Origin of the sequence: Alkaliphilus flagellatus (genome assembly GCF_018919215.1) — a bacterium.
Classification (GTDB): Bacteria; Bacillota; Clostridia; order Peptostreptococcales; family Natronincolaceae; genus Alkaliphilus_B; species Alkaliphilus_B flagellatus.
In genome coordinates, this window is the sequence record NZ_JAHLQK010000005.1 from 56,339 (window position 1) to 68,819 (window position 12,481).

The 12,481-nt window shown below is 32.2% G+C and carries 11 protein-coding genes and 1 tRNA gene; all 12 read left to right on the forward strand.

Going from position 1 to position 12,481, the window contains the following annotated elements:
- The first annotated feature begins 4 nt into the window (after positions 1 to 4).
- The 12 genes from der (at position 5) to KQI88_RS13000 (ending at position 12,402) form a co-directional block, all read left to right on the forward strand.
- Positions 5 to 1,327 (forward strand): ribosome biogenesis GTPase Der, encoded by a 1,323-nt coding sequence (der, locus tag KQI88_RS12945; RefSeq protein WP_216418002.1) that lies wholly within the window; start codon positions 5 to 7, stop codon positions 1,325 to 1,327.
- A 3-nt stretch (positions 1,328 to 1,330) separates the two neighbouring features.
- Positions 1,331 to 1,924, forward strand: a complete 594-nt coding sequence (plsY, locus tag KQI88_RS12950; RefSeq protein WP_216418496.1) for a glycerol-3-phosphate 1-O-acyltransferase PlsY — start codon at positions 1,331 to 1,333, stop codon at positions 1,922 to 1,924.
- Between the two features lie 13 nt (positions 1,925 to 1,937).
- Entirely contained in the window at positions 1,938 to 2,969 is a 1,032-nt protein-coding gene (locus KQI88_RS12955; RefSeq protein WP_216418005.1) for an NAD(P)H-dependent glycerol-3-phosphate dehydrogenase, read from the forward strand.
- A gap of 209 nt (positions 2,970 to 3,178) precedes the next feature.
- Positions 3,179 to 4,657 carry a stage IV sporulation protein A gene (gene spoIVA, locus KQI88_RS12960; RefSeq protein WP_216418007.1) on the forward strand — a complete coding sequence of 493 codons (1,479 nt, stop codon included), beginning with the start codon at positions 3,179 to 3,181 and terminating at the stop codon, positions 4,655 to 4,657.
- A 168-nt stretch (positions 4,658 to 4,825) separates the two neighbouring features.
- Positions 4,826 to 4,902, forward strand: a tRNA-Pro gene (locus KQI88_RS12965).
- A gap of 450 nt (positions 4,903 to 5,352) precedes the next feature.
- Complete coding sequence (locus tag KQI88_RS12970) at positions 5,353 to 5,958, forward strand: DJ-1/PfpI family protein (RefSeq protein WP_216418009.1); 606 nt, start codon at positions 5,353 to 5,355, stop codon at positions 5,956 to 5,958.
- Between the two features lie 100 nt (positions 5,959 to 6,058).
- A complete protein-coding gene (locus KQI88_RS12975) occupies positions 6,059 to 6,784 on the forward strand; it encodes a GntR family transcriptional regulator (RefSeq protein ID WP_216418011.1) in 726 nt (241 codons plus the stop codon).
- A gap of 295 nt (positions 6,785 to 7,079) precedes the next feature.
- On the forward strand, positions 7,080 to 8,648 hold the full coding sequence (locus tag KQI88_RS12980) for a PTS sugar transporter (RefSeq protein ID WP_216418012.1): 1,569 nt from the start codon (positions 7,080 to 7,082) through the stop codon (positions 8,646 to 8,648).
- A gap of 123 nt (positions 8,649 to 8,771) precedes the next feature.
- Complete coding sequence (locus KQI88_RS12985) at positions 8,772 to 9,611, forward strand: beta/alpha barrel domain-containing protein (protein ID WP_216418014.1); 840 nt, start codon at positions 8,772 to 8,774, stop codon at positions 9,609 to 9,611.
- 441 nt (positions 9,612 to 10,052) lie between these two features.
- Complete coding sequence (locus tag KQI88_RS12990; RefSeq protein ID WP_330656233.1) at positions 10,053 to 10,421, forward strand: DUF2500 domain-containing protein; 369 nt, start codon at positions 10,053 to 10,055, stop codon at positions 10,419 to 10,421.
- 247 nt (positions 10,422 to 10,668) lie between these two features.
- Positions 10,669 to 11,280, forward strand: a complete 612-nt coding sequence (gene wrbA, locus KQI88_RS12995; RefSeq protein ID WP_216418016.1) for an NAD(P)H:quinone oxidoreductase — start codon at positions 10,669 to 10,671, stop codon at positions 11,278 to 11,280.
- Between the two features lie 183 nt (positions 11,281 to 11,463).
- Positions 11,464 to 12,402 carry a tetratricopeptide repeat protein gene (locus KQI88_RS13000; protein ID WP_216418018.1) on the forward strand — a complete coding sequence of 313 codons (939 nt, stop codon included), beginning with the start codon at positions 11,464 to 11,466 and terminating at the stop codon, positions 12,400 to 12,402.
- The last annotated feature ends 79 nt before the right edge of the window (positions 12,403 to 12,481 follow it).

Sequence of the window (12,481 nt, forward strand, 5' to 3'; positions counted from 1 at the left end):
GTAAATGTCTAGACCAATTGTTGCCGTTGTTGGACGACCAAATGTAGGTAAATCAACTTTATTTAATAAAGTTGCAGGAGAGAGGATCTCAATAGTAGAGGACAAGCCAGGCGTAACTAGAGATAGAATCTATACAGAAGTTGAATGGCTGAATTATAATTTTACTCTAATTGATACTGGTGGAATAGAGCCAAAGTCAGAGGAGATAATACCAGCTCAAATGAGAAGGCAGGCAGAACTAGCTATGGAAACTGCCGATGTAATAGTTTTTGTTACAGATGGTAGAGAAGGATTAACTTCTGTAGATCGTGATGTTGCAGAAATGCTTAGAAAAACTAAAAAGCCAGTGATAATTACACTAAATAAAGTAGATACAAAGCACCAATCTGAGCACTTCTATGAGTTTTACGAATTAGGTATGGGAGATCCAGTTGAAATATCTGCTTCTCTTGGACTTGGTATTGGTGACCTTTTAGATGAAGTTGTAAAACACTTTAATACTAATGGTGATGACGAGTATGATGAGGACGTTATTAAGGTCGCTATGATTGGTAAACCAAATGTAGGTAAATCCTCTCTTATTAATCGCATACTAGGAGAGGACAGAGTAATAGTTAGTGATATTGCAGGAACTACAAGAGATGCTATAGATACTCCATTTACTAATGGAGAGGATCGATATGTACTTATAGATACGGCAGGTATAAGAAGAAAGAGCCGTATTAAGGAAAATGTCGAAAAATACAGTATTGTTCGTGCTATTGCAGCTGTTCAAAAATCTGATGTTTGTTTGCTTGTTATAGATGCATCTGAAGGAGTTACAGAACAGGATAAGAAGATCGCGGGATATAGTCATGAAAATGGTAAGGGTATGATTATCATTGTTAACAAATGGGATATTATAGAAAAAGATAACCATACTATGAATGAATTTATAAAAGAAATTCGTAATGAGCTTACTTATATAAGTTATGCTCCAATTTTGTTTGTTTCCGCATTAACTGGACAAAGAATGAATAAGGTATTGGAAGAAGTAAAACATGTTTCTAATCAAAATGCTATGAGAATACCAACAGGATCTTTAAATGAGGTAATTGGAGAGGCTATATTATTAAACCAAGCGCCATCGGATAAGGGAAAAAGATTAAAAGTATTTTATGCTACTCAGGCTTCTGTAAAGCCACCTACATTTATTTTATTTGTCAATGATAAGGAATTAATGCATTTTTCATATTTAAGATATTTAGAAAATAAGATTCGTGAAAACTTTGGCTTTGAAGGAACACCTATCCGATTTATTTTGCGTCAAAAAACAGGGAGGGATTAATTGATGTGGGGCAATCTCTTACTTATTTTAATTGCCTATTTTATCGGAAACTTTTCAACATCTTATTTTGTAGGAAAACTATTTGCTAAAATTGATATTAGAGATCATGGTAGCGGCAATGCAGGATCTACCAATGTACTTAGAACACTAGGTATAAAGGCTGCTGCTTGTACATTTTTAGGAGATTTATTTAAGGGAGTTTTAGCTGTCTATTTAGGTAATAAATTTGGTGGAGAAACTTTAGCATTGGCTTGTGGTGTATCCGTAGTTATAGGTCACAACTGGCCTGTATTTTTAGGATTTAAAGGTGGAAAGGGAATCGCAACAACTATTGGAGTTGCTCTAACTATTAAACCCTTTGTAGCACTTATTTGTATTTCTATAGGAGTTGTTATATTATATAAATATAAATATGTTTCCCTAGCTTCCATTGTTGCAATTAGCCTTTTACCTTTTACTATAGTTATATATGGATTAAATTATTTGTTATTTGGACTAATTTTAGCGTTATCAGCCATATATAGACACCGTGAAAATATAAAAAGGCTTTTAGCAGGTAATGAAAGAAAAATCGGAGAAAAATCAAGGGTGAAATAAAGGAGAGTTTAAAATGAGCTATTCAAAGATTGCTGTTTTAGGCGCTGGCAGTTGGGGAACTGCCCTAAGTATGGTGCTTTGCAGTAAAGGACACGAAGTTAATCTATGGATGAGAAATGAAGAGCAATATAAAGATATGATAAATACAGGTAAAAACAACAAGTACTTACCTAATGTTATTTTACCTTCAAATTTGAATCTACATTTAGAGTTGGAAAAAGCTGTTTTAGATGCAGATGCCATATTAATATCCGTATCATCCCAGTCTGTAAGAGGGATTTTAAAAAATATCAAACCTTACTTAAAGGGTAATGAAGTAATTATAAATGTATCAAAAGGATTAGAAAAAGGTACTCATTTAAGAATTTCACAGGTTGTTTGTGAGGAGCTACCTGATAATCCGTTTGTTGTATTATCAGGACCTTCTCATGCAGAAGAAGTTTCTAAAAATATGCCCACAACTGTTGTAGTTGCTTCAAAAGATAAATCAACAGCAGAGTTTGTACAAGATTTGTTTATTACACCAAGCTTTAGAGTATATACTAATCCAGATGTGATTGGAGTAGAACTTGGGGGATCCTTAAAAAATGTAATTGCATTCGGAGCAGGAATAGCAGATGGGTTAGGCTTTGGAGATAACGCAAGAGCTGCATTAATTACTAGGGGTATTAGTGAAATTACACGATTAGGTAAAGCTATGGGAGCGAGTATATCTACCTTTGCAGGCCTTTCAGGTATTGGAGACCTTATTGTTACCTGTACAAGTATGCACAGTAGAAATAGGAGAGCGGGTATTTTAATTGGTGAAGGTAAAGGGCTAGATGAAACCCTTAAGGAAATAGGAATGGTTGTAGAAGGAATAACAACTACAAAAGTAGCCTATGAACTAGCACAGCAATATAATATTGAAATGCCAATTACGTCAGAAATTTATAGTATTATTTACAGTAATAATAATGCTAAAGATGCTGTGTCTAATTTAATGTGTCGAAACCGTACTCATGAGATTGAAGAAGTGGTGGATAGTATAAATACAGATTGGTAAAAATAATACATATAATTAATAGGAAGGGTTATTAACCCTTCCTATTAATTTTTTGAAAAATATTTAGCATAAAGCTACAAAGATTTAAATATAAAATACTAAATAGAATAAAGAACTGGTCTAGTCATATTATTAGTATCCAAGCATATATTTATAATGTTAAAGATATGAATGGGCTATTCCTATTTAGATAAGAAGGAGGGAAAAGTATGGAAAGGTACGATATTTACAGAGATATTGCTAAACGTACGCAGGGGGACATCTATATAGGCGTAGTAGGGCCTGTTAGGACAGGAAAATCTACTTTGATAAAACGAATTATGGACTTGTTAGTATTACCAAATATAGAGAATGCCTATAAGAAAGAGAGAGCAAAGGATGAGTTACCACAAAGTGGAACAGGTAAAACTATTACTACTACAGAACCCAAATTTGTACCTAATGAGGCAGTAGAGCTTGTTTTAAAAGAAAACGCTACATTTAAACTCAGAATGATTGACTGTGTAGGATACTTAGTAAATGGTGCCTTAGGTCATCAAGAGGATGGTAAACCTAGAATGGTAAACACTCCTTGGTTTGAAAAGCAAATTCCTTTTGAAGAAGCTGCTGAAATTGGCACAAGAAAGGTAATTAAAGAACATTCAACAATCGGCTTAGTTGTAACTACAGACGGATCTATTACTGATATTGACAGACAAAGTTATGTTGAGGCTGAAGAAAGAGTTATCAGAGAACTAAAGGAAATTAACAAGCCATTTGTAATGATTCTAAATAGTAGAGATCCTGATAGCCCAGCTACATATGAGTTAAAGATTCAATTGGAAGAAAAGCATAATGTGCCTGTTATTGTAAAGGACTGTGCTAGGCTTAATATGAATGATATCCATGAGGTATTAGAAAATGTATTGTTCGAGTTTCCGGTTACAGAAATTAACATCAATCTACCTGGCTGGTTAGAAAGTATCGAACCTAGCCATTGGCTAAAGAGTTCAATATTAGAAGCTATAAAATCTGCGGCAGCAGAAGTAAAAAGACTAAGAGATATTGAAGTATTAGTAAATAGTTTAAATGAAGTAGAAAATGTTAAAAAAGCTAATTTAGATACAATAAAAATGGGGGAAGGATCTGCATTAATAGACCTTATTACCCCAGATAATTTATTTTATAGAGTGATACAAGAGAAAACTGGATATGAAATAGAAGGAGATTACCAGCTAATTGCTATGATTACGGAGCTTGCAAAAGCCAAAAAGGAATATGATCGAATAGAAAGCGCATTAAACGATGTAATGAATATTGGATACGGATTGGTTCCACCTTCTTTAGATGAATTAACATTGGAAGAACCGGAGATGTTTCGTCATGGCAACCAGTTTGGTGTTAAACTTAGAGCAAATGCACCGTCACTCCACTTTATTAGAGCAGACATAGCTACAGAAGTTTCCCCTGTAGTAGGTACTGAAAAACAAAGTGAGGAGTTAATAAAATATTTATTAGAGGAATTTGAGCAAAATCCAGAAAAAATTTGGGAAACAAATATGTTCGGTAAGTCATTGCATGATTTAGTAAAAGAGCAGTTACAGAATAAATTATTTATGGTACCAGACGATACTAGAGTCAAGCTTCAAAAAACTATTCAAAAAATTGTTAACGAAGGTAGTGGTGGGCTAATAGCTATAATATTATAAATCTATATAAAAGGATGTTTGAGAGAGTGTTGTATAAGGAAGGGTCTATGCCCTTCCTTATATATTTAGACTAAAATGATATATTTTAAATGGGTTTTATACCTTGACAATATTATCTATTAATCTTACAATATAGTTGCTATAACAATACTAGCTTTATTTATATATCTGGCTGTGGCGCAGCTTGGTAGCGCGCTAGAATGGGGTTCTAGAGGTCGCAGGTTCGATTCCTGTCAGCCAGACCAGTTATATGCCTGTATCTTCAATGGATACAGGTTTTATCTATTTTGCTGGGGCTTATTTTTAAAGGTTATAAATAAGATAGATTGATTAAGTTTAGTACAAAATGAGCAGAACAATTCTTACCTAAATTCCGTCCAGAAATAGTTTAAATTCCAGCCCATTCCTGAATAAATATTTTCTGTTTTTATCTCTTCACTACCTTCGATTGTATAGTTAACCTTTGAAGGGCAAGTTAGAGAAACCATATATTTTCCAGGTGGTAATATTTTTCCATACAATCCTTTTTGATCCCATGAAATAATCACTTCATATCCGTAATAAGAGGGAACAATGTTTTACAACATAAATATTTAAATTATATAAAAGGAATCGATGGAAAAATATAGAATAATATGGGCATAATACATTTTAAATATTAAGAAAAGTAATTAGGAGTAAGAGGGGGAAATGATATGGTTTATAGAGTAGATGTACTTTTATTTGATGAATTTGAAACATTGGATGTGTTTGGTCCTGTTGAAATACTTGGGAGTTTGCCAGATGTCTTTAAATTGAATTTCATATCTGCTAATGGAGGGCTTGTTGAAAGTTCTCAAAATGTAAGAGTAGACACTGACTTATATAAAAGTGAAAATGATATAGAGAAAATTCTACTTGTGCCAGGAGGAATTGGAACGAGGGAAAAAGTTGATGATAATAATTTTATTAATCTCATTGAAAGTATTTCTAATCAATCAAAATACGTAATTAGTATATGTACAGGTTCGGCTTTACTTGCTAAAACTGGAATACTAAATGGTAAAAGAGCAACAACAAATAAAAGGGCATTTAAATGGGTTACAGAGCAAGGTAAAGATGTACTGTGGGTAAAAGAAGCAAGGTGGGTAAAGGATGATAATATATATACATCTTCAGGGGTATCGGCCGGAATCGATATGACATTGGGTTTTATAGCGGATCTTATTGGAAAAGAAAAAGCATTGGAGATTAGTCAAAGAATTGAATATTTTTGGAATGAAAATAGCGAATATGACCCATTTTCTAAGATGTATGAATAATAGGATTTTAGAGATGGATTTTGTTTTTATAGTATACTCCTAAATAGTGTGAGTACGTTTTATGCTATAATAGCATTAAAACAAAAAAAGGAGATTAAATATGTCTAATAAGAAGCAATTTGTTTATTTACAAATATATGATAAAATCAAGTCAAATATAGAAAATAATATTTGGAAAAATGGAAAACAAATACCTACTGAACATGAGTTAATGGACATATTTAATGTTAGTAGGGATACTATAAGGAAAGCTCTTTCAAAGCTTTTACAAGATGGGTATATTTATAAGCAAGCTGGTAGAGGGACTTTTGTAAGAAAGATTAAGTCAAATTATAGCCTAACACTGCTAGAAAGTTTTTCAGAACAGATGAAAAAGCGGGGCTTGGAGCCTAGTAGTGAAATAATTAAAATAACAAACATAATGCCAGAAAAGTATATACTAGACCGTTTAGAAGTTAATGCTGAAGAAAATATATATAAGATTGAGCGATTAAGAAAAGCGGATAATGAGCCTATGTGTTATGAAATTGCTTTTGTCCCCGAGTCTTTATGTAAAGATTTAGATAAAAAAATTCAAAATAATGCATCGCTATACGACCTATATGAGAATTATTATGGATTAAATCTAAGCTATGGAGATATGTCTTTAGAAGCTAAAAATGCTTCGGAATATGTTAGTAAAGTATTAGAGATTAGGCCAAAAGATCCTATATTAGAAATGCGTATTACGGTTTATTTAGATTTTGGAAGACCTCTTTATTATGTAGAGGCGTATTATATTGGTGAAAAATATATTTTTTCTACAACTTTACCTAGAAAAGTTTAGAAAGTAAAAAAGATAAAGCTATCATCTTAAGCAATACTTATTAATAATATTTACCTATATATAAAATAATACCTGAATAAAAATCCTTAAGAATTAATTTTTCTGCTAAGTTTACATCACTTTTTATTAACTAATAAAAAGTGATGTAAACTTAGCAATAAGCTAATTATTAAGGGTTTTTTATTTCAAATGTTTAGAACTATCTGAAATAAGAGTTGAAATGTACGTACAATTAGTATATAATCAAATTAAACAATTGTACGTACATTTGCAAAAAGTGTAAAGGAGGGTAATTATGAAAAAACGTATTGCTATTATAGGAAGTAGCGGAGGGAATCTTTATAATCTAGGAGGAAAAGAACCAAGAAAGTTATTAGGTGAAATACAAATACAAGCATCTGCTTCTGAAGTAGAAGTAGTAGAAGTTCAATTTATTGCCGCACAGGCATCGATGGATTATGTGAAAGAAAATACAAAAGCTAGGCTTTTCTACTGGGATGATGCAGAAAAGAATATTACATGTACAGATGAAGATACTTTAGAAAATATAAATAAAAAAGCTAGCGACTATGATGAAAGACTATCAATTAAAATCAGTAATGGAGAAATAGATGGATTGGTTGTTATGAGCTGTGATCCTAATGGGACCAACATTAAGGCTATAGAAGCGGCAACTTTAAATAAAATACCTATTGTAGGAACTGGTGGAACTTCTATGGCTACAATTTCATCATTAGGTGGAAATGTAATTTCAACATCTGGAACTACTGGGACAACTAATCGGACCAGAGCTGTAGCTGCAATTTCAGCATTAAGTAAATTTTGGAGTTTAAAATATAAGCCTGTAATTGGTGGAGGGAGTCAACAAACTCAAGAGGATGGCAATATATTTTCTCGAATTAGTTTTAGAGGTATTATGATGGCTGCAATTCCAGGATTTATTTCTATGGCTTTAATTTTAGCACTTAGTAAAATTCCTTTATTTGCAGAACTTGGAGATGTTTTTAATGTTTTAATAGGTGCTTTGCCAGTTATTGTTGCTGTAATTGCATCAAAACAAGTTTCAGGATTAGATGAAGTAGGAATTGTAGCTGGAGTTGTGGCAGGAAGTCTATCTACTAAAGGTGGACTAATTGGTGGTATTATAGGAGGTATTTTGGCAGGTATTCTTGCTTTTTATTTTATAAAGCAATGTTTTAAATGGAATTTTCCAGCTACAACAGCAAATATTGTGGCAGGAGGTTTATCGGGATTAATTTCTGGTCTGATAGTATATTTTTTAATTGCACCTATTGCTTTAAAATTTGGAGATGGTATTAGATTGGCCATAGAAACAGCAACGGGATATAATTTAGCTTTGGCAGGAGCATTAGCAGGGATATTAATTTGGCCAGCTATTATTGGTGGTGTTTATCATGCCGCTATATTACCTATAGTACTTCTTGAAATGGAAAAGACAGGAATGAGTTTTTTAGGTGCTATAGACATGACAAGTCTTGTAATGGTTTCAGCTGGTATTATGCTAGCAAATATTGTGTTTCCAAAAGAAAAAAGCGAAGCTACAATAGCAGCGCCAGGTTTTTTTATTAATATTGTATTTGGTACATTTGTTGAAGCAGCATATCCATTTATGTTTTCCAACAAGATGGTTATGCTTGGTGCAATTCTTTCAGCTGGTTTATCTGGTTTGATGGTTGGGATATTTAATGTAAAAGGAACTGCTTATGTACCTGCTTTAGTGGCACCAACTCTTTCTAGTAACTCAATTGGGTTTCTAATCAGTATGCTAGTAGGATTAACCTCGGCTTTCATATTTACAGTATTTGCAAATAAATTAAGTAGGAATGTATCTTCTAACAAATAAAAAATAGAAATGAACAACTAGTAAAATACAAATTATAAATATATATATGTGTTTTAAAGATATATAAATCTAGACAATAAGTATTGTAAAGAAAAATTTAATCTACAGAGGGAGGATTACTATATGATTATTGGAGATATGGATAAAAAGCGTCAATCAGGATTGAAAAAAGTTCTTGATGCGTTAAAGTTGCATAATAATATGACGATATTAAGTACAGGAATTACTGGAGATGACGCTAGATTGGCAAAGGCTGTAACTGATGTAGGAGTAAAGTTGATAGAACCTAATCATCCTGCAGTGGCACTAGCAAGAGGATATAAAGGAGTTTCCTCTATGCACAAAGCTGAAATGGTAAGGCATGAGATTCCAATGGAGGAAATGATTAAAGTGACACGAGGAATTCGTAGTGTTGTACCAGATGATGTTTTTATAACTGTAGGTGTTCCAGGTGGTTTTACAGAAATATTACCTGTTATTTTAAAGGAAGAAGATTTTCTTAATATATCACTCGCTGGGGCAGATGGCCTTCATATTCATAAGTCAAACCTTAAAGATTTAGAAGAAGTAGTAACATTAGCACACAAGTATGGATTGTTGGTAGATGCTTATATTGGTCATCCTGATGATCTTCATACTTTTGGAATACCTGCAAGAACACCTGAAGAAGTGAGTAAGGTTGCAAAGCAAATGGAATCTATTGGAGTTGATTTTATTGGATTAATGACAGGTATGAGCTATGAAGGTGTTATAGCTGGTAGCATTCATTCTGAAACTAGAGAAAGACTTGTAGCTTTAACTTCAAGTGTTAAAGTACCTACACTAGCAGAAGGCGGTATTAACCTAGATAATTATCAGGCATTTGCTGAAACAGGTGTTAATATACTTGTTATAGGTACTGCTATTGATAATATGGTTAATAAATCAGCTCAAGATGCTGTACTTTCATTCTTAGGTAAATAAAATATATTTTTATGAGCTAGCATTTTATTATGCTAGCTTTGCTTTTTAGAGAACTAACTTTTTAAATTAATCTAAAGAATAGACTTAGATTACAAATGATAAAGATAGTAAGTTAGAAAAACAAAAAACTTGAAATAAATTTTTATTTTTAATCAATTTTTCTCTTTACAACAAACGTGTGTTCGGATATAATGATATCAAGAACATATGTTTGACGGGAGGAATTATTTATGAAATCAATAGTATTTGTAGGAACAGTAAAAGAATTAAGAGAATATTTAACTACATGGAAAAAATCAAAGTAATATATATTGTAGATGTATCACCTCTAAAATAAGTTAGAGGTGAATTTTTATTTTTTTGAAGGATACTATAAGTTTTTGTCTAATATATTATAATATACAAATATCTATTAAGATTGAACTAGTTAGGAGGTAAATTATGGATATGTTCCACATTATGAATGCAATTTTCCCTTTGTTTTTTATTCTTGTATTTGGTATTATCATATTTACTTTAATTAAAGGAGTTAAAGAGTGGCATAAAAATAATCAGCAACCAGTTTTAAACGTAGAAGCTAAAATAGTTGCAAAGCGCAATCATACTTCAAGAAATAGTAGTAATCATGGAGGACATCATCATCACCATACTTCCACAAGCTATTATGTTACCTTTGAGGTAGAAAGCGGAGATAGAATGGAGTTTAGAGTTGCTGCAAAGGAGTATGGTATTTTAGCAGAAGGAGATATTGGCAAGTTAACTTTTCAAGGAACACGCTATCATAAGTTCGAGAGAAAAATAACATTATAATCGAATAAAACAATCAAATTTGAGCAGATTCAGCAATAGGTAATAGTCATTTTAAATGATTAATGCCTATTATTTTTTTATATTAAACAAATTTATGAATATGTCAAATACTATTGGGTAATATCATTAATAGCTAAAGAATATATTAAGACAGTGTATGGTCTCTAATTATTTAGTAAATATATGTAAGTATTACAACCATAAAAAATTATTAATTTACATAATAACTAGAAAGGAGAATTTAATAATGGAAAAAGTTAAATTAGCGGTTATTTATTATAGTTCCACAGGGACTAACTATCAAATGGCAAAATGGGCAGAGGAAGCTGCAATAGAAGCTGGTGCTGATGTTAAGGTTGTTAAGGTACAAGAACTTGCTCCAGATGTAGCTATTGACTCTAATCCTGCTTGGAGGGCTCATGTGGACAGTACAAAGGATATACCAACGGCTGCTTTAGCAGATCTTGATTGGGCAGACGCATATATTTTTAGCATGCCAACTAGATTTGGTAATGTTCCTTCTCAAATGAAACAATTTTTAGATACAGCTGGAGGAATTTGGGCTCAGGGTAAACTTACGAATAAGGTAGTAAGTGCTATGGCTTCTGCTGGAAATTCCCACGGCGGACAAGAGATAACTATTAAAAGTTTTTATACAACAATGATGCATTGGGGTGCAATTATTGTTCCACCTGGATATACAGACCCATCTACTTATGCAGCTGGAGGAAATCCTTATGGAACAAGTGTAACAGTAGACCAAGAAGGAAAAATGATAGAAGATATAAAGGAAGCTGTTAAGCATCAAGCTAGAAGAACTGTTACAGTCGCAAACTGGATTAAAAAAGGAAAAGAATAATTTTAAAGCCCTTAGGTCGCCTTAAGACTGAGGGCTTTAAATCTTTAGGGTGATTATTTCTAATGATAAAAATTCTAATTCGCTTCTTAAAAACCTTTGTATTTAGACTTCAGTGTTGGTATAATACTATTTCAAATACAAATATTAATAGACATATAAGATGTTATGAAAGAAGGTTATTTTATGAGTGATAATCAATATATGTTAGATAACTATAAAATAATAGGAAATAAATTTAAAGAAGAGGATCAGTTATTAAAAGCACTAAAATTTTATAAAAAAGCATATGGCTGCGAAGGTGGAAATGAGGATATAGACTTAATTTTAGATATAGGCCTTTTATATGATGAACTGGAGGATTATGAAAAGGCTGAAGAATATTATAGTAAGGTTTTGAACATAGATCCGGAAGATGCTAGGGGGTATTATAGTTTAGCTACTCTATATGACAACCAAAAAGACTTTACCAAGGCTATTAGGTACTATGAGAAGGCTATAGAAATGGATGAATATTATGATAAGGCATATTTTTTTCTAGCTAATATTTATGATGAACTTGGAGAAAAGGATAAGGCTATTAAGTATTATAAAAAGGTAATAGAAATAAATCCTTTTGATTTTTGGGCCTATGTAAATGTAGGATCTATACTTGAAGAGATAAATCAGAATGAAGAGGCTCTTGAAATGACAAAACGAGGACTGGAAATTAATCCTGAAAATTTTAAAGCTCTATTTAATATGGGAGTTATATTAAATAAATTAGGGGAAAAGGATGAAGCTGTAGGCTATTATGAACAAGCTATAGATAAAAATCCCCGGTTTCCTAATAGTTTTTTAAATCTCGCAATTATCCATAAGGAAAGAGAGGAATATGAGGATTCAGTAGAAGTACTTACTATGGGTATAGAATACAATAGTGATACAGCCGTACTTTACTATAACCGTGCATGTCTTTATGTATATCATTTTGGGAAAGTAGAGAAAGGTATACGGGATTTAATTAAAGCTACTAGCTTGAGCCCAGATCTTATAGATTATATGAAGCATGACAATGAGCTAAGTCCAATAAGAAATTTAGATGCGTATAAATTGCTATTTGAAGAAAATATTGGTATAGATTAATTTATAGTTCATTTACAATTAGTAGGTAGATGAACTTGAATATGGTATAATTAAGTAAGGGCGTAGGGTTTTCGACTTT

What these genes read in the sequence shown, in the direction of transcription:
- wrbA (WP_216418016.1), top strand. Translation starts at nt 10,669, where the DNA reads ATGGAAAAAGTTAAATTAGCGGTTATTTATTATAGTTCCACAGGGACT.
- KQI88_RS12980 (WP_216418012.1), top strand. Translation starts at nt 7,080, where the DNA reads ATGAAAAAACGTATTGCTATTATAGGAAGTAGCGGAGGGAATCTTTAT.
- KQI88_RS12990 (WP_330656233.1), top strand. Translation starts at nt 10,053, where the DNA reads ATGGATATGTTCCACATTATGAATGCAATTTTCCCTTTGTTTTTTATT.
- plsY (WP_216418496.1), top strand. Translation starts at nt 1,331, where the DNA reads ATGTGGGGCAATCTCTTACTTATTTTAATTGCCTATTTTATCGGAAAC.
- spoIVA (WP_216418007.1), top strand. Translation starts at nt 3,179, where the DNA reads ATGGAAAGGTACGATATTTACAGAGATATTGCTAAACGTACGCAGGGG.
- KQI88_RS12985 (WP_216418014.1), top strand. Translation starts at nt 8,772, where the DNA reads ATGATTATTGGAGATATGGATAAAAAGCGTCAATCAGGATTGAAAAAA.
- KQI88_RS12970 (WP_216418009.1), top strand. Translation starts at nt 5,353, where the DNA reads ATGGTTTATAGAGTAGATGTACTTTTATTTGATGAATTTGAAACATTG.
- KQI88_RS12955 (WP_216418005.1), top strand. Translation starts at nt 1,938, where the DNA reads ATGAGCTATTCAAAGATTGCTGTTTTAGGCGCTGGCAGTTGGGGAACT.
- der (WP_216418002.1), top strand. Translation starts at nt 5, where the DNA reads ATGTCTAGACCAATTGTTGCCGTTGTTGGACGACCAAATGTAGGTAAA.
- KQI88_RS12975 (WP_216418011.1), top strand. Translation starts at nt 6,059, where the DNA reads ATGTCTAATAAGAAGCAATTTGTTTATTTACAAATATATGATAAAATC.
- KQI88_RS13000 (WP_216418018.1), top strand. Translation starts at nt 11,464, where the DNA reads ATGAGTGATAATCAATATATGTTAGATAACTATAAAATAATAGGAAAT.